The sequence below is a fragment of the Psychroflexus sp. MES1-P1E genome, from assembly GCF_002836055.1.
In the GTDB taxonomy this organism is placed as follows: Bacteria; Bacteroidota; Bacteroidia; order Flavobacteriales; family Flavobacteriaceae; genus Psychroflexus.
This window is the reverse complement of the sequence record NZ_PJBS01000153.1, coordinates 1-23765: the sequence shown is the minus strand read 5'-3', so window position 1 is coordinate 23765 and position 23765 is coordinate 1. Positions and strand designations below refer to the sequence as shown.

The window sequence follows — 23765 nt, the reverse complement described above, 5'->3', positions numbered from 1 at the left end:
TATATTTGTATTTTAAAAAAACTGATTTGAACCAAAGGAACAAACTTAAAATAATAAACGATCCAATTTATGGATTTATTACGATACCAAGCACTCTAATTTTTGACCTCATTGAGCATCCATACTTTCAGAGACTGAGGAGAATTACTCAAATGGGGCTATCTCATCTTGTTTATCCAGGAGCTAATCATACCAGATTTCATCATGCCTTAGGATGTCTTCATCTCATGAAGAAGGCTGTCGATATCTTAAAGTCTAAAGGCGTTGATATTTCAGAAGAGGAGGAGGAAGCTGTGCTGATTGCTATTTTACTTCATGATATAGGTCATGGGCCCTTTTCTCATGCCTTAGAGCATTCTATAGTTAGTGATCTTAGCCATGAATACCTATCATTGGAATTTATGAATAGATTAAATGTTGAGTTTCAGGGACAGCTCACTTTAGCTATTGACATTTTTAGAGGAAATCACGACAAGAAATTTTTATGTCAACTCATTTCAAGTCAGTTAGATATAGATCGTTTGGACTATTTAAAGCGAGATAGCTTTTATACAGGAGTAGCAGAAGGCAACATCAATAGTGAGCGCCTTATTTATATGCTGAATGTAGTTGATGATAAGTTGGTTGTAGAAGAAAAAGGAATTTATTCTATCGAAAAATTCTTGGTAGCTAGACGTCTAATGTACTGGCAGGTCTATTTGCATAAAACAAGTTTAAGTGCAGAACAACTTCTCATTAGGTTATTGAGAAGAGCCAACTATATTTTTGAAAAAACAGATGAGCAGACAGAAAATTCAGTCCTAAGTTACTTTTTGAGACATCATATTAATTCTGAAAATTTTGATGATATCACTCTCCAACTTTTTTCAAAATTGGATGACTATGATATCTTTTCAGCCTTAAAAATCTGGCAAAATCACGACGACTTTGTTTTGAGTAAGTTGAGTAAAATGATTTTGAATAGAGATTTGTTGAAGATTAAACTGAAAAATGAACCTTTTGATCAAAAAAAACTAAAGTCTCATTTATCTAAAGTTATTGAATATTATAAGCTTTCTGAAGAAGAAGCAGAGTATTTTGTATTCGAAGGAACCACCTCCAATTTAGCTTACCAGCCTGATAAGGAACATATTAATATTCTTTATAAAAACGGGAAAATAAAGGACGTATCCTCGGCTTCAGACCAGCTCAATCTAAAAGCATTATCCAAAACTGTAGTAAAGCACTACATATGTTATCCAAAAACCTATAATTAACGGTTTTTTTCTATTTTTGCCATAATGAAATTTACAGCCCAACAAATTGCGGATATATTAGACGGAGACATCGTGGGAAATCCAGATGTTGAAGTCAACAAGCTTTCTAAGATAGAAGAAGGCAAAGAAGGATCGCTAACCTTTTTATCCAATCCAAAATATACGTCACATATTTACGACACTCAAGCTAGCATTTGTATCGTTAATAAAAACTTTGAGAAAAGTCAAGATATATCAACAACCTTGATTAAAGTTGAAGATTCTTATGAAGCATTTTCAAAATTACTTGAAGTCTACAATCAGATAAAATTAGATAAAAAGGGTATTGAAACACCAAGCTCTATATCGGATACAGCCAAACTAGGTGAAAACATTTACATTGGAGCTTTTACCTACATAGGAGAAGATGTCGTTTTAGGAGATAATGTAAAAATTTATCCAAATGTATATATAGGTGATAATGTTACTATAGGAAACGATGTCACCATTTTTGCAGGTAGCAAAATTTATTCTGAAACCCAAATTGGTAATCATTGTACACTCCATAGCGGAGTTATAATAGGTGCCGATGGGTTTGGTTTTATGCCTTCAGAAAATGGAGAATATTCCAAAATACCACAAATAGGTAATGTCATAATTGAAGATTTTGTAGATATAGGTGCTGCGACTACAATAGACAGAGCTACATTAGGATCTACCATTATTCGTAAAGGTGTGAAGCTAGATAATCAAATTCAAATTGCACATAATGTTGAGATTGGTGAGCATACGGCAATTGCAGCCCAAACGGGTATTGCAGGATCAAGTAAAATCGGAAAGAACTGTTTGATAGGAGGACAAGTGGGTATCGCAGGGCATATAAAAATAGGCGACCGTGTAAAAATTCAAGCTCAAACAGGTGTTGGAAGGAATATAAAAGATGATGAAGCTATACAAGGCTCTCCAGCTTTTGGATATAGCGACTTTAATAAATCCTACGTGCATTTTAGAAATTTTCAAAAAATAGTAAGCCGCATAGATCATATTGAAAAACAATTTCCAAAGGATGAAAATTAATTACCAAACTACTATAAAAAAAGAGGTCTCCCTTCATGGGGTGGGGCTTCATACAGGTCAAAATGTAACTTTAACTTTTAAACCTGCTCCTATCAATCATGGATTTGCTTTTAAAAGAGTTGATCTAGAAGGAGAACCTATTATTCCTGCGGATGCAAGTTTAGTAACCAATACCGATAGGGGAACAAGTCTAGAAAAAAATGGAGTTGTTATTCAGACTTCAGAGCATGTACTTGCCGCTTGTGTAGGGATGGGAGTTGATAATATTCTTTTAGAATTAAACGCTTCTGAGCCCCCAATAATGGATGGTTCTTCAAAGTTTTTTGTAGAAGCTCTTGAAGAAGGTGGTATCGTAGAACAAGATGCTCCAAGAGATGAATTTATTGTGGAAGATGTGATTTCTTTTTCAGATGAAGAGACTGGTTCAGAAATCCTTGTGATGCCTTCCAATGAATACCAAGTGACTACCATGGTCGATTTTGGAACAAAGGTGTTGGGAACGCAAAACGCTTATTTAAATAAGATGAGTGATTTCAAAAAAGAAATTGCAGATTCAAGAACTTTTAGTTTTCTACATGAGTTAGAAGCGATGTTAACCAATGGATTAATAAAAGGAGGAGATCTTAACAATGCCATTGTCTATGTAGATAAAGAATTATCTCCAGACACGATGGAACGCCTAAAAGAAGCTTTTGGAAAAAATGAAATTTCAATAAAGCCCAATGGAATCTTAGACAATCTTACTCTTCATTATCCAAATGAGGCAGCAAGGCATAAACTGTTAGATGTCATTGGAGATTTGGCATTAGTAGGAACACATATAAGAGGAAAAGTGATTGCCAATAAGCCTGGCCATACCATTAATACTCAATTTGCTAAAAAGTTAGCAAAAATAATAAAAGCTGAAAAACGCAATAAAGTTCCGAAATTTGATCTTAATAAACCACCACTTTATGATGTGACTGAAATCATGAATAGGTTACCTCACAGGCCGCCTTTTTTATTGGTGGATAAAATTTTCGAATTAACAGATCGATCGGTTATTGGAACTAAAAATGTGACCATGAACGAACCTTTTTTTGTAGGACATTTCCCAGGTAAACCAGTAATGCCAGGTGTTCTTCAGATAGAAGCTATGGCTCAAACTGGTGGAATCTTAGCCTTAAGTACGGTGGACGATCCAGAAAATTACTTGACCTATTTTATAAAAATAGATAATGTTAAATTTAAACAACAGGTTGTACCTGGAGATACGCTTATTTTTAAACTAGAATTAATATCTCCAATTCGACGTGGTATTTGTCACATGCAAGGGTATGCTTATGCCAATGATAAATTAGCATGTGAGGCCGAACTCATGGCCAAAATCGTAAAAACTAAATAAAATGAATCAACCTTTAGCATACGTTCACCCAGGAGCAAAAATTGCCAAAAATGTAGTTATTGAACCTTTTACTACTATTCATAACGACGTTGAAATTGGAGAGGGAACTTGGATTGGTTCTAATGTTACCATTATGGAGGGGGCCCGAATCGGAAAAAATGTAAGTATTTTTCCAGGTGCTGTAATATCAGCTGTTCCACAAGATAAAAAATTTGAAGATGAAGACACCATTACCGAAATAGGTGATAATACCACGATTAGAGAATGTGTGACTATCAATAGAGGTACCAACGATAGAATGAAGACTAAGATCGGAAAAAATTGTTGGATTATGGCTTATTGCCATATTGCCCATGATTGCGTCGTAGGTGATAATTGTGTGTTTTCTAATAATAGTACATTAGCAGGTCATATTACAGTTGGAGACTATGCAGTTTTAGCAGGGATGACCGCGGTTCAGCAATTTTGTAGCATTGGACGTCATGCTTTTATCACAGGAGGATCGCTGGTAAGAAAAGATGTTCCTCCATTTGTGAAAGCAGGAAGAGAGCCCTTATCCTATGTTGGGATTAATTCAGTAGGCCTAAGGCGGAGAGGTTTTGATACCGATAAAATAAGGGAAATTCAAAATATTTATAGGATTCTTTACCAAAAGAATTACAACAATACACAAGCCCTTTCTATTATTGAAGCAGAAATGGAGGCTACTCCAGAACGGGACGAAATATTACAATTTATAAAAGATTCTCAGAGAGGAATCATGAAAGGATATTTTTCAAATTAAACACCTATGGCAACAACAAGCGACATTAGAAATGGTTTATGTATAAAATATAACCACGATATATTTAAGGTAACGGAATTCTTACACGTTAAACCGGGAAAAGGTCCTGCTTTTGTGAGGACTAAATTAAAAAGTGTTACGACAGGAAAAGTTATTGATAATACGTTTTCTTCAGGACACAAAATTGAAGAAGTAAGAGTAGAAACTCACAAATACCAATTCCTGTATCAGGAAGGTGAATTTTATTACTTTATGCATGTTGAAGATTTTACACAGATTAGACTTCTTCAAGCGGCTTTGGACATGCCAAATTTACTTAAAGAAGGAGAGGTGGTCACTATCCTTATCAATACGGAAGATAACCTTCCATTATCTGTAGATATGCCTCCTCACGTTGTCTTAGAAGTGACTCAAACAGAACCCGGTATAAAAGGGAATACCGCTACAAATGCTACTAAGTCCGCAACTTTAGAAACTGGTGCGGAAGTAAACGTTCCCTTGTTTATAAATGAAGGAGATAAGGTGAAAGTTGAAACTGAAAAGGGAACTTATAAAGAACGAATTAAATAATATTAAGCTAATCTGAATGAAGTTTCCACAACCACAGTCTCTTTTAGAAATTTCTGAACTCATTAATTCTGAATTTATTGGTGATCACCATTTTGAAATTCAAGGTATAAATGAAATTCATGTCGTAGAAGAAGGAGATATCGTATTTGTAGACCACCCTAAATATTACGATAAGGCTTTAGAATCTAAAGCAAGCGTAATACTAATCAATAAAAAAGTAGATTGCCCTGAAGGGAAGGCGCTATTGATATCTGACGATCCGTTTTCAGATTTCAATAAAATTACCCGTCACTTTTCACCTTTTACAGCGGCAGATGCCCAAATTTCAAAAACAGCTTCTATTGGTCTTAATACAGTTATTCAACCCAATGTTTTTATAGGGAATAATGTGAAGATTGGCAACAATTGTATCATCCATAGTAATGTTTCAATTTACGACGGTGTAGAGATTGGCAATAACGTTCAGATTCACGCAAGCACTGTTTTAGGGGCAGACGCTTTTTATTATAAAAACCGTCCTTTAGAACACGATAAATTGCTATCAGGAGGGAGTGTGAAAATTGAAGATGATGTAGAAATTGGAGCACTATGTTCGATCGATAAAGGGGTATCTGGAATCACACTTATAGGAAAAGGTACAAAAATAGACAACCAAGTCCAAATTGGCCATGATACAATAATAGGGAAGAAGTGTCTTATTGCCTCACAAACAGGAGTAGCAGGCTGTGTTGTTGTAGAAGATGAAGTCACCATATGGGGACAGGTTGGAGTAGCCAGTGGACTAACTATAGGGACAAAGGCTATTATTTTTGCCCAATCTGGGATTAGTAAAAACCTAAAACCAAATGCAACTTATTTTGGATCTCCAGCAGAAGATATAAAAACTAAATACAGAGAATTAGCCTACATCAAAAGGATACCAGAAATTATTAAAAAAATAAAAAATTTATAAGTCCTCATTGCAAAAACTCAGTTATAAATTTTTTGTGATCAGAACATGACAAAGATCAATCTGAACTTGAGATATTTATATTTAAAACTAAAAATAGACGGGAATAGCATTAGATTTTTTTTTCGATTCAATTATGACAAGGTTTATAAGATATCTTTAAAATGAAGCCATCTTTTGAAACTAGGTACTTTGAATTTTCACACACAGTCCAATAAGACAAACAGGTGTTTTTGAAGTTTATTTATGATGAAGAAACGGCTAAATTTCAAGATTGGATTGGCAGACTTTCTAAGTTTGGGAAATAAGAGACAATGAGCTTTGAAGGGACTATGTTAGGTCTCAACCTTTCGAAGATGACTTAGAAGGTATGCTCTCTTTTATAAATGAAGTATAATTAAGAAATTTAATAACTATATAATTTTTAAGGCTCGTCTTAAAAATTTACTTTTGTCCAACAAAAATTAAAAATATATATGAGCGTTTTAGTCAACAAAAATTCGAAAATTATTGTTCAAGGATTTACTGGAAGTGAAGGATCATTTCACGCCGAACAAATGATAGACTATGGAACCAACATAGTTGGTGGTGTGACTCCAGGCAAAGGAGGAACGACCCATTTGGGTAAACCAGTTTTCAATACAGTTTCTGATGCTGTTGAAAAAGCTGGAGCAGATACCACTATTATCTTTGTTCCACCAGCTTTCGCTGCTGATGCTATTATGGAAGCAGCAGATGCTGGTATTAAAGTCATCATTACTATTACAGAAGGTATTCCTGTTTCCGATATGATTAAGGCGTCAGATTACATAAAAGATAAAGACTGTAGACTTATTGGTCCTAACTGTCCTGGTGTGATTACTCCAGGAGAAGCTAAAGTTGGTATTATGCCAGGGTTTGTTTTCAAAAAAGGAACAGTTGGTATTGTTTCTAAGTCTGGAACCTTAACTTACGAAGCTGCAGACCAAGTGGTTAAAGAAGGTTTTGGTATCACTACGGCTATTGGTATTGGAGGAGATCCTATTATTGGAACTACCACAAAAGATGCTTTAGAGATGTTGGTGAATGATTCAGAAACTGAATGTGTGGTCATGATTGGTGAAATTGGTGGACAACTAGAAGCAGAAGCTGCAAAATGGTATAAAGAAAGTGGAAGCAAAAAACCTGTAATAGGCTTTATTGCTGGTGAAACTGCTCCTGCTGGAAGAACTATGGGTCATGCTGGTGCTATTGTAGGGGGGAGCGAAGATACAGCTCAGGCGAAAAAAGCGATTTTAAAGGATTCTGGTATCCACGTCGTGGATTCACCAGCTGAAATTGGTAAAAAAGTAGCTGAAGTACTTTCAAAATAAATTAGTCTAAAATCAGAAAAGCCTTTACTAGTTAAGTAAAGGCTTTTTATGTCAAAATCTATACAACCTATGAAACTACTTGACAAAAAAAATGTAATTATTACAGGTGGAAGCCGAGGAATAGGAAAAGGTATTGCTGAAATTTTCGCTCAACATGGAGCCAATGTCGCCTTTACTTTTAATTCATCTTCAAGTTCTTCTAAAGAGTTGGAAGATCATCTTAAAACCTTTGGAGTGAAAGCAAAAGCATATCAATCTGACGCCTCAGATTTTGACCAAGCTCAAAAGTTAGCAGATCAAGTCATCAATGATTTTGGTAGTATCGATGTTCTTATCAACAATGCAGGTATTACAAAAGATAATCTCTTGATGAGGATGAGTGAAAATGATTTTGATAAAGTTATTAAAGTAAATTTGAATTCTGTTTTTAATTTGACAAAAGCTGTTTTACGACCTATGTTGAAGCAGAGACATGGTAGCATTATCAATATAAGTTCTGTTGTGGGTATCAAGGGAAATCCCGGGCAGACCAATTATTCAGCTTCAAAAGCAGGAATCATTGGCTTTTCTAAATCTGTAGCTTTAGAACTAGGATCTAGAAATATACGATCAAATGTAGTAGCCCCAGGATTCATAGAAACGGAAATGACAGAAAAATTAGATGAAAAAACAGTGGAGGGTTGGAGACAGGCTATACCTCTTAAAAGAGGGGGGAAGCCAGAAGATATTGCCAATGCGTGTGTGTTTTTAGCTAGTGATATGAGTACCTACATCACTGGGCAGACCTTAAGTGTAGATGGAGGAATGTATACTTAAAACTTAATTATGACAACTCAATTTTTGCTATTGCTTCTTTTAAATTTTGCATGTGCATTAGGATTGGCATTTATATTATACCAGAAATTACTACAGGACAAAACTCAAAGAGTGCTCGCATTTTTTAGATTTTTGTCTTTTTTTTTGATAGGCTTATTACTTATAAATCCAGAAATCAACTCTACAGAACTCAGTATTGAAAAGCCAAAGCTCACCTTTGCTATTGATAATTCTGAGTCTATTCATAAACTTTCTGATAGCCGAAAAATCAATGATTTTATAAAAAATATCAGAACAGATGATGAATTAAATTCTAAATATGATTTAAATTTTTTTTCCTTTGGTAATCAATTCGACATATTAACCGATACCCTTGGGTTTACAGAATCCTCAACTAACATCTCGAAAGTTATAGATTATACTTATGAAATAAGTAAAGAAGAGTCGTCTTCATTTGTAATGTTGACAGATGGGAATCAGACTTTTGGAGAGGATTACTACTACAAATCGCTTCCTGAATCTCTATCCTCTTCAATTTTAGTGTTAGGCGATACCACTTCATATAAAGACTCTAAAATCGATTTTATCAACCTCAATGAGTTTGCTTATTTGAACAACGAATTTCCTTTAGAATTATTTGTGAGTCAGAATACATCTATAAACACGACTCAAACCTTAAGTATAGTTGAAAACAATGTAAAAATCGCTTCCAGATCAATTACAATTCCTGCTAAGGGCTCCACTAAAGTTGAATTCCTACTTAGAGCAAAACCAGTAGGAATGAAGCTGCTTAAAGCTGAACTAGAGCCTCTTCAAAATGAAAAAAACTTATCGAATAATAAAAAAAGTATATCTATAGAGGTCATAGATTATCGCTCTAAAATTTTGCTGATCTCAGATATTATACATCCGGACTTGGGATTTTTTAAAAGGATTCTGGAAACCAATAAAGAGATGGAACTTTTTACAAAAACCACCTCAGATTTTATTGACTATTCTGAGTATGACTTGCTGATTTTATACCAACCTCAATCTTCATTTCGAAAAGTATTTAGTGAAATAAAAGCTAACCAATTGAATTATTTTCTCATCGGGGGTTCACAGACCGATTATGGATTTCTAAATCGGTCGGATTTAGGATTTAAAAAAGAATTAATACTTTCTACTGAAGAGTATTCTGCCATTATAAATACTGATTTTAGTTTGTTTCAAATAGAGGATTTAAATTTTAAATCCTACCCACCTGTATTAGATAAGTTTGGGGATATCAATCTGACAACTAATTTTTCAATGTTTTTAAATAAAAAAGCAAATGGAGTTGAACTGGATTCTCCATTATGGATGTATGACGCAGATTCAAATATAAAACGCTCTTTTTTATTCGGTGAAAATCTATGGAAGTGGAGAGCCAGTTACTATGTTATGTACTCAGATTTTGAAAAATTCGACCAAAATTTTCAGAAGATCCTTCGGTATTTATCGCAAGCGAAGTCTAAAAATTATTTATCGGTAGAGGTGAGTCCAGTGATTAATTCTGGAGAATCAAATAAATTAAGAGCTAAGTATTATGATGCTAATTTTGAAGTGAATTCTGGCTTTAATTTCAGCATTCGTTTTGAAAATCTTGAGACAAAAAATGCAATAGAATCAAAACTGATTTCAGATGGAGATGGCTTTACCTATAATCTATCAGATTTAGAGCCGGGAACCTATGCTTATAAAATAAAAGGGATAAATGTTGATATTTCTAAAGTTGGACAATTTCAGATTTTAAACTATTCTAGCGAACTTCAATTCGAAAATGCAAATTATAAAGGCTTAAGACAGCTCGCAGAAGAAAAAGACTTATATCTATTTTCAAATAGAGAGGAACTTATTTCAAATTTAAAGTCAAAGGACGTTAAATCCATCCAAAAATCCATCCAAAAAGCACAGGGTTTAGTCGATTTTGAATTGCTTATCCTATTATTAGCATTAACTTTGAGTTCAGAATGGTCTTATAGAAAATATAAAGGCTTAATTTAAATTAAAATATTATGGAAAAATTACCTAAGGCAATTGTACCTATTATTATAATAGCGGTGATTGCAATTATTTTTATAGCAAACTCAACAGTGAACATCAATTCTGGTGAAGCTGGAGTGTTGTTTAAACGTTTTGATGGTGGTGTAGTTACAAATGGTGAACCTCTTAAGGAGGGTTTTCATATTGTTGCTCCTTGGAACACCGTTTTTATCTATGAGGTAAGACAACAAACTATAGACGAATCTATGCAAGTTTTATCTTCAAATGGTCTAGACATTAAGCTTGAAGCTACGATTTGGTTTGAACCGGTTTATAATCAACTTGGTTTATTGCACAAAGAACGTGGAGAGAAGTACATTTCTAGATTGATACAGCCTGCTGTAAGATCTGCAACAAGAGCAGTCGTTGGTCGTTATAAGCCTGATGAATTGTATGCTCAAAAAAGAGAGTCAATTCAAAATGAAATATATGATGAAACTAATAATTTGTTGAAAAATCAATTTGTTCAAGTCAATAGAATTTTGGTAAGAGATGTATCATTACCACCAACTATTAAACAAGCGATTGAGAGAAAATTGAAGCAAGAACAAGAGTCATTAGAATATGAATTTCGTTTAGAAAAAGCGACTAAAGAAAAACAACGTCAAGAAATTGAAGCTGAAGGTAAAGCTCGTGCCAACGAAATTTTAAATGCTTCCTTATCCGAAAATATTTTAAAAGAAAAAGGAATCCAAGCCACAATTGAACTTTCTAAATCTGAAAATTCTAAAATTATTGTGATAGGTTCTGGAGAAAATGGTATGCCTATCATATTAGGTAATAACTAATTTTGTCATAAAAAAATTGAATTTTTATAGGATTACATATTTTATTTTAAATTTGCATTGCGATGAAAAATTACAAACTACATCATTATTTATCTAATACGCTCAACGCGGTTGGTATGTAATATGTAGATAATTAATCATATTAAAAACCCGTTTGAGCATAACGTTCCAACGGGTTTTTTTAATTTAAAAAATGAGTATCAATAGTATGGAAAAACTTAAAATAGCAATACAGAAATCAGGAAGGTTGCATGATGCATCCTTCAAAATTTTAAAGAACTGTGGGATTTCCATAGAGAATGGAAGAGACCAGCTTAAAGTGGAGGCCTCTAATTTTCCTTTGGAGATTTTTTATCTTAGAAATGGAGATATACCTCAGTACTTAAGGGATGGCATTGCAGACTTAGCCATAGTAGGGGAAAATCTTCTTTATGAAAAGGGGGATGACCTTCTCATTCAAAAACGTCTAGGGTTTTCTAAATGCAAAGTGTCTTTAGCAATTCCAAAGCAGTCTACTATCAAAGGAGTCAAAGATCTAGAAGGCATGCAAATTGCAACATCTTATCCCAATACACTTCAAAAATATCTAGATAAACAAGGTGTAAATGCTAATATTCATTTGATTACAGGTTCTGTCGAAATTGCCCCCAACATCGGTCTTGCAGATGCTATTTGCGATATTGTATCTAGCGGGAGTACTTTGTTCAAAAACAATCTAACGGAATCTGATGTTATTTTAAAAAGTGAAGCTGTGTTAGCTAGTTCTCCTACTTTATCAAAAGAGAAGCAAGGATTACTTGATAAATTGATGTTCAGAATTGATGCTGTTTTGAGAGCTGAAAATTCAAAATATGTATTATTGAATGCTCCAAACGATAAACTTGAAGAGATAATTAAGATTCTACCTGGTCTGAGAAGTCCAACTATTATGCCTCTTGCAGAATCTAACTGGAGTTCAGTACACACTGTTATTACCCAAGAGAAGTTTTGGGAAATTATAGACGAATTAAAATCTGCAGGGGCAGAAAGCATACTTGTAAGTTCAATTGAAAAAATGATTTTATAATGAAAACGATTCAATTTCCAAAAAGAGAAGACTGGTCTGAACTCTTAAAACGACCTACTCGTACTTTTAAAGATATCGAAACCACAGTAGATGATATCTTTAAGAATATTGAACAAAGTGGCGACGAAGCTGTATTGAAGTATACCAGCATGTTCGATGGAGTGGACTTGAAAGATTTTAAAGTGACACCCACTGAAATTGAAAATGCTCAACACCAAGTTTCCAATCCGTTGAAATCTGCAATCCAGCTAGCTAAAGCTAACATTACAAAGTTTCACGAAGCTCAAAAAACAGAACCAATTAAAGTAGAAACTCAACCTGGGGTGACCTGTTGGCAAACTAAAAAACCTATTCAAAAAGTAGGCTTATATATACCGGGCGGAACAGCTCCTTTATTTTCTACTATTTTGATGTTGGCAGTACCTGCAAAGATCGCTGGATGTAGTGAGATTGTGTTATGCACACCACCAAACAAGCAAGGAGAAATAAATCCTGCAACTTTATATACTGCTGAACTTTGTGGAATTGATAAGATTTTTAAGGTAGGAGGAATCCAAGCTATTGGAGCCATGACTTTTGGGACAGAAAGTATTCCAAAAGTTTATAAGATTTTCGGACCAGGAAACCAATATGTAACTGTTGCCAAACAAGTGGCCACAACTTTTGATGTAGCCATTGACATGCCAGCAGGTCCATCAGAATTGCTAGTTGTTGCAGATGAAACTGCAAATCCTGACTTTGTAGCTTCAGACTTGTTAAGTCAGGCAGAGCACGGCGTTGATTCTCAAGTGGTTTTAGTATCAACAGATGAAGACACCATTACTGCTGTGCAAAAAGCAATCATAGAGCAATTAAAAGTCTTACCGAGAAAGGAAATGGCTACTAAAGCTATTGAAAATTCAAAATTTGTCTTGGTAAAAGACCAAGATTCAGCACTAGAATTAATTGACTTTTATGGTCCAGAACACTTTATTATATCTACCAAAGACGATGATTTTTATGTTGACAATATCAATAATGCAGGTTCCGTTTTCATAGGAAAGTATACTCCAGAAAGTGCAGGAGATTATGCTTCGGGAACTAACCATACTCTACCTACCAATGGGTACGCTAAACAGTATAGTGGTGTAAATCTAGATAGTTTTAACAAAGCGATTACCTATCAAAAAATTACAGAGGAAGGGATTAAAGGAATTGGTGAAGCAGTAGAACTTATGGCAGAGGCTGAAGGCCTTCAAGCTCATAAAAATGCGATGACTTTAAGACGAAAAGCGGTTGAAAATAATTAATACGTCAGAGAATGATTTTAGATAACCTCATAAGAAAAAATGTAAAAAATATGTCTGCATATTCATCTGCAAGAGATGAATTTAATGCTGATGATCAAAATTATCTGTTTTTGGATGCTAATGAGAATCCTTTCGATTCTGACTATAATAGATATCCAGATCCCTATCAAAATGCTTTAAAAGATGCTATTTCTAAGATTAAACAGATTCCAAAAGAAAATATTGTTTTAGGGAATGGTAGCGATGAAGTTCTTGATCTAATTTTTAGGGCCTTTTGCGAACCCAAAGAGGATGAGATTATTACTATGCCTCCTACTTATGGGATGTATGATGTATTAGCGAATCTTAATGCTATAAAAACAGTTCAAGTCCGTTTGAAGGAAGGATTCCAAATTGATGTTCAAGGGGTATTGTCTGCCATTACAGATAAAACCAAATTGATTTTTATTTGTTCTCCAAACAATCCTTCAGGTAACTTATTACAAATTAACGATGTAAAAAATATCCTAGATCATTTTTCTGGATTAGTGGTTATTGATGAGGCTTATATTGATTTTGCAACGAGTAGTTCATTTATCTCTGAATTGAATGATTACCCAAATTTGATTATCACTCAAACTTTTTCAAAGGCTTTAGCTCATGCAGGAATCCGAGTAGGAATGTGTTTTGCCAGCGAACGTATTATTACAGTTCTCAATAAAATAAAGCCTCCGTATAATATTAATCAACTCAGCCAAACTAAAGCTCTAGAGGTGATTCAAAACTTTGATACTTATATATTTCAAGTTCAAATTATCAAATCTGAAAGAGAATTGATAGCAAATGAGTTGAAAAAAGTGAGTTGGATAAAGCATATTTTTCCTTCAGAATCCAATTTTTTACTCTGTCGAGTAGATAGTGCAAACCTGAGGTATGGCCAATTGCTAGAGAAAAAAATAGTGGTTAGAAATAGGACGAATCAACCATTATGTGAGAATTGCTTGAGGTTTACAGTGGGTACACCAGAACAAAACCAAACTTTACTCAATGCCCTAAAAGAAATTAATTCATGAAAAAAGTCTTATTTATAGATAGAGATGGTACACTCATTAAAGAACCTGCTGACGAGCAAATTGACAGTTTTGAGAAACTAGAATTTTATCCAGAAGTATTTACTTATATGAATAAAATTGCATCAGAACTAGATTATGAATTGGTCATGATCACCAATCAAGATGGTCTAGGAACTGATATTTACCCAGAGCACACCTTCTGGCCAGTCCAAGACTTCATCCTTCATACCTTTAAAAATGAAGGTGTTGAGTTCGCAGATATCTACATAGATAAAACCTTTCCAAAAGATAATGCACCTACTAGAAAGCCTAAAACAGGTTTATTAACTAAGTATTTTGAGCCTGAGTACGATATGGAAAACTCTTTTGTCATCGGTGATCGACTTACTGATGTTGAGTTGGCAAAAAATTTGGGTGCTAAGGGTATTTTCATAGACAATAAAACGGGTTTAGGCCTAGGAGAAATAGAAACTTCTAATACTGAACTGGAGTCTTATATTGGACTTAGGGCCAATACTTGGAAAGCCATTTATGACTATCTAAAGTTAGAACGAAGAACCGCTTCTCTAAAGCGAACGACTAAAGAAACCAATATTGAAATTAGCATAAATTTAGAGGGCACTGGTAAGAGTGATATTTCTACGGGACTTCATTTTTTCGATCATATGCTAGACCAAGTGGCTCGACATGGTCAAATAGATATAGAATTGAAAGCTGAAGGGGATTTAGAAGTTGACGAACACCATACTATCGAAGATGTGGCTATCGTGTTAGGCGAAGTTTTTGCTAAGGCTTTAGGATCAAAATTAGGCATAGAACGTTATGGATTTTGTTTGCCAATGGATGATAGTTTAGCCCAAGTCGCCATAGACTTTGGTGGTCGTAATTGGTTAGTTTGGGATGCCGATTTTCAAAGAGAGAAAATAGGAGAGATGCCTACAGAAATGTTTATGCACTTTTTCAAATCCTTTACGGATGGTGCAAAATGCAACTTGAATATCAAAGCCGATGGAGACAATGAGCATCATAAAATTGAAGCTATCTTTAAAGCTTTTGCTAAATCCATAAAAATGGCTGTAAAGCGAGATGCAGAAAAAATGATTTTACCAAGCACAAAAGGACAACTTTAGATGAAGATCGCACTAATAGATTACGGAGCTGGCAATGTAAAAAGTATTGAGTTTGCTTTAGAGAGACTAGGTTACTCCTCAGAATTAACAAGTAATGCTAAGACTATAAAGGCAGCAGATCGCGTCATTTTTCCAGGAGTTGGTGAAGCGAGTACTGCTATGAAAATGCTAAAAAGCACAGGTCTAGATCTCGTAATTCCCACTTTAGAACAACCTGTTTTAGGGATCTGCTTAGGGATGCAATTGATGTGCAACTATTGTGAAGAAGGCGATACCAATGGCTTAAACATATTCGATGTAAAGGTTGTGAAGTTTAACAATCAACTCAAAGTTCCGCAAGTAGGTTGGAATACAATTTTCGACTTAAAAACAGATCTCTTTAAAGGTATAGAAGAAAACGCCTATATGTACTTGGTACATAGCTTTTATGTTCCATTGCATCAAGATAGTATTGCTAATTCCAGTTATGGAGTGGATTATAGCGTAGCGCTTCATAAAAATAATTTTTATGGAGTACAATTCCACCCGGAAAAAAGCGGGAAAATAGGTGAACAAATTTTAAAGAATTTTATTGAAATACAATGAGAATAATTCCTGCAATAGATATAATAGATGGCCAATGTGTGAGACTCTCCAAAGGCGATTATGAGACTAAAAAAGTTTATAATAAAAATCCGCTTGAGGTTGCCAAGGCCTTCGAAGACAGTGGAATTGACTATTTACATTTAGTCGATCTAGATGGAGCTCAATCCAAGCATATTGTAAATTATAAGATATTAGAAGATATAGCGACACATACCCGACTCAAAATTGATTTCGGAGGTGGTTTAAAAACCGATAAAGATCTTAAAATTGCTTTTGATTCTGGAGCACAACAAATTACTGGAGGGAGCGTCGCCGTTACCAATAGATCTCTATTTTTAGAGTGGTTGTCTCAATTTGGTTCTCAAAAAATTATCTTAGGGGCAGATGCTAAAGATGGAAAAATAGCTACTGGCGGTTGGAAAGAGGCTTCAGATTTAGAAATTGAAAAGTTTATCAAAGATTTTATAGCTCATGGGGTTGAGTATGTTATTTCTACAGATATTTCTAAAGATGGCATGTTACAAGGTCCTTCAACAGAGTTGTATAGATCCATTTTAACGAATAATCCAGATTTGAAACTAATAGCGTCAGGGGGGATTTCAAATTTGAAAGATCTTGAAGATGTTTTTGAAATAGGCTGTGAAGGTGTCATTATTGGAAAAGCGATCTATGAAAACAAAATCAGTTTAAAAGAATTGGAAAAATTTGTTTTAGAACACTAAAAACGAAAAAACATTGCTTACAAAACGTATTATTCCCTGTTTAGATATTAAAAATGGCCGAACGGTTAAAGGCATCAATTTTGTTGAATTAAGAGATGCAGGTGACCCAGTAGAATTAGCTAAAATTTATGCTGAAAACTATGCTGATGAGTTGGTTTTCTTAGATATCTCAGCAACAGAAGAAGGTCGTAAAACCTTAGCACAATTGGTTGAAGAAATTGCGAAGCATATCAACATCCCTTTTACGGTAGGTGGGGGTATTGCTTCTGTGGAAGATGTGGCTTTATTATTAAAATCTGGTGCAGATAAAGTTTCGATAAATTCTGCGGCAGTGAAAAACCCGAAATTAATTTCAAAAATCGCTCAGCGTTTTGGTTCCCAATGCGTTGTGGTAGCTATTGATGCCAAACAAATAAATGGACATTGGAAAGTTCATTTGGTGGGAGGAAAACAACCTACCGAGTTAGATTTGTTCGAGTGGGCCAAAGAAGTTCAAGAGCTTGGCGCTGGAGAAATTTTGTTCACTTCAATGGATAATGATGGGACTAAGGAAGGTTTTGCTAATGAAGCCTTAGCCCGACTCTCCAATGAGCTTCACATTCCTATTATCGCTTCAGGAGGTGCAGGAACAATTCAACATTTCGAAGATACCTTTAAACTAGGAAAAGCAGATGCAGCTCTTGCGGCTAGTGTTTTTCATTTCAAAGAAATAGAAATCCCATACTTAAAGCAAGAGCTTAAATCTAAAGGAATTTCCATAAGAATTTAAAAAACTAACTATGACTATAGATTTCAAGAAAGATAAAAGTGGTCTGGTACCAGCAATTGTCCAAGATGCTAATACCAAAATTGTTCTAATGCTAGGCTACATGAATGAAGAAGCTTACAAAAAAACCATCGAAACCAAATTGGTAACTTTTTATAGCAGAAGTAAAGAAAGACTTTGGACCAAGGGCGAAGAGAGTGGTCATACTTTGGATTTGGTTGATATTAAGGTAGATTGTGATGATGATACTTTGCTTGTTAATGTTCATCCTAATGGATCGACCTGCCATACTGGTGCAGACACCTGCTGGAAAGAGGATAACAAGACGACTTTTGGATTTCTAACCAACTTAGAATCAACCATTGCTCAACGTAAGCTGGAAGCTAATTTCAAAGAAAGTTATATCGCTAGTTTATTTAAAAAAGGAATTAATAAAATTGCACAAAAAGTAGGAGAGGAGGCCGTTGAAGTTGTTATTGAAGCTAAAGATAGCGACGATAATTTATTTTTGAATGAAAGTGCAGATTTGCTTTTTCATTATTTGATTTTGCTTCAGCAAAAAGGATTTGAACTTAAGGATGTTGTCGATGTTTTGGAGCGACGAAATAAGAAATAAGCGTTAATTTGATTTTAGTTTAAAATGCAGTATAAACGTTTCTACTACCTCATTCAGCTTCAGTATTTAGGTTTTCGGTATCATGGCTGGCAAAAGCAGCCCAATGTCCTTACGGTGGAGCATATGCTTCACAAAACTCTAAATTATATATTGGAGGATCAGCGCTTTAAGGTTCTTGCTGCTGGGCGTACAGATGCTATGGTATCTGCAAATCAAACCTATATTGAATTGTTTATCTATGAAGACAAACTTGATTTGGAAACCTTTCTAGAACAATTCAATAAAAATCTGCCTCAAGATATTAGGGCTTTGTCTATTGAAGAGACGACTGCTGATTTTAATATTATTCAGCATCCAAAAATTAAAGAATACTTTTATTTTTTCTGCGTAAAAGAAAAAATGCATCCGTTTTGTGCCCCATTCATGGTGAATCTTCAAGAAGACCTCGATATTGAATTGATGAAACTAGGGGCTAAGCTTTTCGAAGGAGATCACGATTTCTATTCCTTTACGTTCAGGCCTAATCCAGAAACAAAGACCGAGGGAAGCATCGAACGCTGTGAACTCACAGAAAACGATATCTATACGGCCAACTTTTTTCCAAACCAAAGTTTTGTATTGAAGGTAGCAGGAGAAGGTTTTAAACGTCAACAAATTAGATTGATGATGGGTGCCTTAATCGATCTTGGGAGACATAAGATAAACTTAAAAGAATTAGAAAAGACCATCGACGGAAATCATAAAATAAAACTTGAGCACATAGCTCAAGCCTCAGGTTTAATTCTTAATAAAGTAAGTTTAAAACTCTAAAACCATTTCTTTTTTCTGAAATATAAAATTAGAAGGGCAGTCATTAATAGCATGACTCCCCAAACGATAAAATATCCAGATTTCATCTTGAGTTCTGGCATATAGTCGAAGTTCATACCGTAGATACCCGCTAAAAATGTTAGTGGAATAAATATAGTAGACATAATAGTCAACACTTTCATGACTTCATTCATTTTAATACTCAAGCTACTCATATACATATCCATCAATCCCCAAACAATTTCTCTGTAGATATCAATATTTTCTGTAACCTGAAGAATATGATCGTATAAATCTGCAATGTATGCTTTTGTAGATTTATCATAAAGCCGATGTTTTGAGATGTGCAGTTTGTTTATAAGTTCTTTTGCCGGAAAAACAGCCTTTCTAATACTTAAAATTTCTCGTTTCAATAATTGTATTTCTGAGGTTGAAGTTTTGTTGGCATCCTGAATTATTCTTTCCTCAAGGTCTTGAATCTTTTCTTCAATGGTTTCTAATAAATTGTAGTAGTTATCCACAACTGCATCTATTAAGGCATAAAAGAGATAGTCTGTATTTCTTATGCGAATTCTTCCTACTTTATTATGAATTCGCTCTCGAATAGAATTGAAAATAAGATCATGAGATTGCTGAAACGAAATGATATAAGACTTATTAAAAACAAGTCCAAAATGATTTTTAATCAATAGGTCTGTTTCATCATGGTAAATCATTTTTAAAGCAAAAAATACGTAATCTTCAAACTCATCTAATTTTGGTCGTTGTTTAGTATTAGCTATATCTTCAAGTACTAAAGGATGAATATCTAATAGGGAACCAAGTTTGGATAATTTTTCGACATCATGAACCCCTATGAAATTAATCCAGTGCTTGAATTGAGTCTGATGAATCACAAGATCGAGGACTTTCTCTACAGAACACTCATTATGATAAAGGACCTTCTCTTCGTTATAACTGATTACATTTATAACCGTATCCTCCAAAGTTCCTTCACCTATATAGGTAATTTTACCAGGAATTTGATTTTGGATAGGTTTGCGTCTAAAACTTAAAGATTTAGGGTGTTTTAAGCTCAGATGAGTTTTGCGCACTTTGTTTTTCAAAATAGTGAATTTCAGCTTGTAAGCGTTCTTTGGTTAAATTGATGATTCTTTTATTAATTTCTGAAGCATTTTCAATATAAAATTTATACTCTTCAATTGTAAAATGACCCATAAATATTCCCCTTATAAGATTTTTAAATTTTGAGTCTTTCTTGACGGTATTCTCAATGTATTTAAGCTTTTCAACATGTCCAAGCTTATGGAACACATTTTTATAGCGAATGATATAATTTTCAAAAATAGATAGTAAAATATCATTTTGAAATTTAGCGATAGGTCTTAAGGTCGAATTTTGAAAAGATTCTAAGCCTAAAGTGAGAGCGTTTACTTTAGCATTAGGAACTTCTACGCGTATGGATATAATTTCCTCATCTCTTGTCTTCATTGTAACTATTTTTGTCTAAAGTAAGGATTATTTTTTAAAAAATATGAGTTATAAAGACGACACTTTTAAGCACGTTTAGCTTTAAAATAATTTATTATCACTAAATTTATTTCATAAAAAAAGCTGTCCGTTATATGTTTTGAGGTATTTAAAGAACTAATTCCAGAAGAACTTTAAATATCAGGCTAACATTTTGGACAGCTCTTTTTTTACGACAGAGTTGGTTGAACTTATGCTATGTGTTTTACTCTACAGTGACATTAAAAGTCACTTCGATATCTGTTTCTCCACCAACTTCGTTAGACAAATTTCCTTCAAATGCTCCAGGAGCATTTTTGTCACCTTCATGAATAAGAATTACAGTTAAATTCCCTTGACTAGCATCACCTATTTCTAAGCTAAATTCTACACCAATAGGGTTTCCATTGTTGTCTAAAGCTCCAGTATAAGAAGCAGGAGTAGCGTTTAAAGAATCCTCTAAAATATAAAACACCTGATGATCTTCAGCTTCTTCAAGAACCTCAATGGTGATGTCTTCAGCAGGATTTTCCAGCTCATTCAAAAATTCAACACGTCCTGTATACGAAGTATTCGCCGATAATGCAGGACTTGAAATTTCTGGATTTGATCCATCTCCATCCAAATCTCTGTACGTAAAAGTGACAACTTCACCACCTCCTTCAGGAGTCAGAAACAAATTTAAAGTTGTGATCACTTCCTCTTCGTTGATCACTTGTGGTGCATCATCGTCATCAGAACAGGCGCTAAAAACGAGTGTTGCTATAAGGCTTAAGCTTAATAATTTAATTTTTTTCATAGATTTAATTTTTAAAAATTTAATTTTGTGTAATTAATTGTGTTAATAATTGAGTTTTAATTGTAACATAGCATTAGTGCCAACTTCATCGGCATAAAATCTTAATCTATTCAGATAATCTCTATAATTAGTATTTAAAACGTTGTTAATCATCACGTTGATGCTTAACTTGGTTGTATCAAACTCGAAATCTAGTCCTGAGCTAAAATTGAGAAGATGATAAGCATTTGGTGAAGAGCTAACATCTACGTCAACTTCTTCAAATTCGCCAGTAGTCGTATTGACGATATCTGTCTTAAAATTATTATCAGGAAATTCGTTTTGTTGAGTAACCAACTGGCTATTTAAAGAGACATAAAAGTTATTCCATTCTTTTTTGGAGTAGGTTATCGCATTTGAAACATTAAAAGGAGGCATATTAATAAGCGCCTCATTTTGCTCGACATCTCTTCCATTGACATAAGCAAAATTGGATAAGAACTCAAAATTGTCAAAACTATAATTGGCACTCACGTCTATACCATAAAGTCTTGCACTGGTTTGTCTATACTCATACACTGGGAAAGCTCCTCTTATAGTTGTTTCTATACCGTTGGGCTCCAGGACTATAAAGTCTTCAATATAATTGATATAAGGCTGAATATTGAAGCCAAAGCTTTTTAGCTTTCCCTGAAACCCAACTCCTGCTTTAAAGGATTGTTCTGAATCGAGCTGAAGATCACCAAGTTCTATACTAGAAATGCTGTGGTGTAAGCCATCACTGAACAACTCTGAAGGATTTGGTGCTCTATTCCCTGAACTTAAATTTCCAATCAATTTAAAGTCATTTTTAAAAGTGTATGTAGCACCTACAGTTGCAGAAATAGTGTGGTAGTCGAATTGTGGATTTGTTAAAATCTGATTTCCATCTTCTCTGATTTCAAATTTAGGGAAGAGTTGATCATAACCTAAATTTTCCCATCTCGAAGTAACATAGAACTTATCAGCATCTATAGTATTAAAATCGTAGCGAACTCCAGCATCTAGATCCCATCGCTCTGACACATCATGAGCGGTGGTGGCGAAAATTCCAGCAGTGTACATGTCGTAGTCTGGAATAAGTCTTCTTACTCCAGTATTTGGATTTACAAAGTTATTCTGGGCGTTGAATTCTAAACCAAAATTAGACTCAAAACCCTCCAAACTTGTCCATTCTAATTGCGTAAGTAGGGTATGGGTTTTAAGTTCCATATCCATAGCTGGTCTGTCTCCACGTCCTCCACGTCGAATATCAAACTCCAATCGTTTATTTTGCTGAAAAGAATATTGTAAACTTAATTCTCCAAGGTTTCTGATTTTTTTGAAAGTTTCCAGTTTATATATTTGATGCGTCACCTCTTGTTTTGGATTATCGATTGTGTAAGAGAAATCTTCGATAAAAAAGGGCTCTTGTCTGTTGATAGAATTTACGAGATCTCTAGCGTTTCCGATATGGGACGCTCTCAAAATTCCAATTTCAGAATTGGTCAACCTATAACTAAAATCAATCCCATAATCTATTTTATTTAGACCAATCCCCAGACTGATATTGTTTTCTCTTTGCCCTGTATTGGTAAGTTGATAGTCAGGGGCTTCAAGATCACCAAGACGCTTCAAGCTCCCTTGAAATCTATAATTGAATCCTGAAGATTTTGCTTTTATGAGACTTGTAGAGATACTTCCCCCTCGGCCATTACTAGAACCATTAAGAATAGTTTTACCCGTTACTGTATCTTTAATAGGGGCTTTTTGGGGTTCTATGACAATAACCCCTCCAATGGCATCACCGCCATACTTCAGTGCTGAAGCTCCTTTTATGACAGTTATATTAGCTGCGGAGTTAATATCGACATTGGGAGCGTGATCAACACCCCACTGTTGGTCATGAAGTCTCACATTGTCGTTGATGACGAGAACTCTAGAACTATGTAGGCCTTGTATAATGGGTTTAACAATAGAATTTCCAGTATTTAAAGAAGACACACCGCTTATACTCTTAAGTGCATCTCCTAAAGAGGCATTACTGAATTTTTCAAGCTTCTGTGTTTTTATTTGATTGACTATATATGAATTAGATTCGTTATTATAAAGTTTACCTTTAAGTAAGACTTCATTCAATTCTTCAAGATGATGCTCAAGTTTAAAATTGATTTGACGATTTTCTTTCAGATAGATACTTTTTGTTTCTGGTTCACAAAAAGGGTGAGATACTTTGAGTAGAACGTCACCTTTACAGACACCTTTAATTTTGTAAAAACCATTTTTATTGGTGTAAACGCTCTTATCAGAGCCAACGAGTTGAACAATAGCTCCAAATAAAGGGGAGTTATCATGTACATCTATCACTTTTCCTAGTATAGTTAACTCACAATCTTGAGCTTGAG

At 34.4% G+C, this 23765-nt stretch carries 23 protein-coding genes; 19 read left to right on the top strand and 4 right to left on the bottom strand.

Going from position 1 to position 23765, the window contains the following annotated elements; all coding sequences use genetic code 11:
* The first annotated feature begins 26 nt into the window (after positions 1 to 26).
* From CXF67_RS05470 to CXF67_RS05380, 19 genes are all read left to right on the top strand, one after another.
* Positions 27 to 1256, top strand: coding sequence for an HD domain-containing protein (locus CXF67_RS05470; RefSeq protein ID WP_102087838.1), 1230 nt, complete (start codon positions 27 to 29; stop codon positions 1254 to 1256).
* A 24-nt stretch (positions 1257 to 1280) separates the two neighbouring features.
* On the top strand, positions 1281 to 2312 hold the full coding sequence (gene lpxD / locus CXF67_RS05465; RefSeq protein ID WP_102087829.1) for a UDP-3-O-(3-hydroxymyristoyl)glucosamine N-acyltransferase: 1032 nt from the start codon (positions 1281 to 1283) through the stop codon (positions 2310 to 2312).
* Positions 2302 to 3696, top strand: a complete 1395-nt coding sequence (locus tag CXF67_RS05460; protein ID WP_102087828.1) for a bifunctional UDP-3-O-[3-hydroxymyristoyl] N-acetylglucosamine deacetylase/3-hydroxyacyl-ACP dehydratase — start codon at positions 2302 to 2304, stop codon at positions 3694 to 3696. The genes lpxD and CXF67_RS05460 overlap by 11 nt, the downstream gene beginning before the upstream one ends.
* Position 3697: 1 nt before the next feature.
* On the top strand, positions 3698 to 4480 hold the full coding sequence (gene lpxA, locus CXF67_RS05455) for an acyl-ACP--UDP-N-acetylglucosamine O-acyltransferase (protein ID WP_102087827.1): 783 nt from the start codon (positions 3698 to 3700) through the stop codon (positions 4478 to 4480).
* A gap of 6 nt (positions 4481 to 4486) precedes the next feature.
* Positions 4487 to 5050: an elongation factor P gene (gene efp / locus CXF67_RS05450; protein WP_102087826.1), complete on the top strand. Its 564-nt coding sequence runs from the start codon at positions 4487 to 4489 to the stop codon at positions 5048 to 5050.
* 16 nt (positions 5051 to 5066) lie between these two features.
* Entirely contained in the window at positions 5067 to 6002 is a 936-nt protein-coding gene (locus tag CXF67_RS05445) for a UDP-3-O-(3-hydroxymyristoyl)glucosamine N-acyltransferase (protein WP_102087825.1), read from the top strand.
* A gap of 473 nt (positions 6003 to 6475) precedes the next feature.
* A complete protein-coding gene (gene sucD / locus CXF67_RS05440; protein WP_102087824.1) occupies positions 6476 to 7351 on the top strand; it encodes a succinate--CoA ligase subunit alpha in 876 nt (291 codons plus the stop codon).
* Between the two features lie 69 nt (positions 7352 to 7420).
* The gene (gene fabG / locus CXF67_RS05435) at positions 7421 to 8167 is read left to right on the top strand and encodes a 3-oxoacyl-[acyl-carrier-protein] reductase (RefSeq protein ID WP_102087823.1); all 747 of its coding nucleotides are present in this window, start codon (positions 7421 to 7423) and stop codon (positions 8165 to 8167) included.
* 9 nt (positions 8168 to 8176) lie between these two features.
* Positions 8177 to 10192, top strand: a complete 2016-nt coding sequence (locus CXF67_RS05430; RefSeq protein WP_102087822.1) for a hypothetical protein — start codon at positions 8177 to 8179, stop codon at positions 10190 to 10192.
* 11 nt (positions 10193 to 10203) lie between these two features.
* On the top strand, positions 10204 to 11019 hold the full coding sequence (locus tag CXF67_RS05425; RefSeq protein WP_102087821.1) for a prohibitin family protein: 816 nt from the start codon (positions 10204 to 10206) through the stop codon (positions 11017 to 11019).
* Positions 11020 to 11227: 208 nt separating this feature from the next.
* Positions 11228 to 12085, top strand: coding sequence for an ATP phosphoribosyltransferase (gene hisG / locus CXF67_RS05420; RefSeq protein ID WP_102087837.1), 858 nt, complete (start codon positions 11228 to 11230; stop codon positions 12083 to 12085).
* The gene (hisD, locus tag CXF67_RS05415) at positions 12085 to 13374 is read left to right on the top strand and encodes a histidinol dehydrogenase (protein WP_102087820.1); all 1290 of its coding nucleotides are present in this window, start codon (positions 12085 to 12087) and stop codon (positions 13372 to 13374) included. The genes hisG and hisD overlap by 1 nt, the downstream gene beginning before the upstream one ends.
* Positions 13375 to 13385: 11 nt before the next feature.
* Complete coding sequence (hisC, locus tag CXF67_RS05410) at positions 13386 to 14426, top strand: histidinol-phosphate transaminase (RefSeq protein ID WP_102087819.1); 1041 nt, start codon at positions 13386 to 13388, stop codon at positions 14424 to 14426.
* Positions 14423 to 15556, top strand: coding sequence for a bifunctional histidinol-phosphatase/imidazoleglycerol-phosphate dehydratase HisB (gene hisB / locus CXF67_RS05405; protein WP_102087818.1), 1134 nt, complete (start codon positions 14423 to 14425; stop codon positions 15554 to 15556). The genes hisC and hisB overlap by 4 nt, the downstream gene beginning before the upstream one ends.
* Complete coding sequence (gene hisH / locus CXF67_RS05400; protein WP_102087817.1) at positions 15557 to 16141, top strand: imidazole glycerol phosphate synthase subunit HisH; 585 nt, start codon at positions 15557 to 15559, stop codon at positions 16139 to 16141.
* Positions 16138 to 16863 carry a 1-(5-phosphoribosyl)-5-[(5-phosphoribosylamino)methylideneamino]imidazole-4-carboxamide isomerase gene (gene hisA, locus CXF67_RS05395; protein ID WP_102087816.1) on the top strand — a complete coding sequence of 242 codons (726 nt, stop codon included), beginning with the start codon at positions 16138 to 16140 and terminating at the stop codon, positions 16861 to 16863. Before hisH ends, hisA begins: the two co-directional genes overlap by 4 nt.
* A gap of 13 nt (positions 16864 to 16876) precedes the next feature.
* The gene (gene hisF / locus CXF67_RS05390; protein WP_102087815.1) at positions 16877 to 17632 is read left to right on the top strand and encodes an imidazole glycerol phosphate synthase subunit HisF; all 756 of its coding nucleotides are present in this window, start codon (positions 16877 to 16879) and stop codon (positions 17630 to 17632) included.
* A gap of 10 nt (positions 17633 to 17642) precedes the next feature.
* Positions 17643 to 18245, top strand: a complete 603-nt coding sequence (hisIE, locus tag CXF67_RS05385; protein ID WP_102087814.1) for a bifunctional phosphoribosyl-AMP cyclohydrolase/phosphoribosyl-ATP diphosphatase HisIE — start codon at positions 17643 to 17645, stop codon at positions 18243 to 18245.
* 24 nt (positions 18246 to 18269) lie between these two features.
* A complete protein-coding gene (locus CXF67_RS05380; protein ID WP_102087813.1) occupies positions 18270 to 19055 on the top strand; it encodes a tRNA pseudouridine synthase A in 786 nt (261 codons plus the stop codon).
* Here CXF67_RS05380 and corA read toward each other — a convergent pair.
* The 4 genes from corA to CXF67_RS05360 form a co-directional block, all read right to left on the bottom strand.
* The gene (corA, locus tag CXF67_RS05375) at positions 19052 to 20161 is read right to left on the bottom strand and encodes a magnesium/cobalt transporter CorA (RefSeq protein ID WP_102087812.1); all 1110 of its coding nucleotides are present in this window, start codon (positions 20159 to 20161) and stop codon (positions 19052 to 19054) included. The two genes, CXF67_RS05380 and corA, sit on opposite strands and share 4 nt — an antisense overlap.
* The gene (locus tag CXF67_RS05370; RefSeq protein WP_102087811.1) at positions 20115 to 20546 is read right to left on the bottom strand and encodes a glyoxalase; all 432 of its coding nucleotides are present in this window, start codon (positions 20544 to 20546) and stop codon (positions 20115 to 20117) included. Before CXF67_RS05370 ends, corA begins: the two co-directional genes overlap by 47 nt.
* 244 nt (positions 20547 to 20790) lie before the next feature.
* The gene (locus CXF67_RS05365; protein ID WP_180957904.1) at positions 20791 to 21363 is read right to left on the bottom strand and encodes a type 1 periplasmic binding fold superfamily protein; all 573 of its coding nucleotides are present in this window, start codon (positions 21361 to 21363) and stop codon (positions 20791 to 20793) included.
* 42 nt (positions 21364 to 21405) lie between these two features.
* Positions 21406 to 23765, bottom strand: a 2360-nt coding sequence (locus CXF67_RS05360) for a TonB-dependent receptor (protein ID WP_102087809.1), incomplete at its 5' end; no start/stop codon positions are given.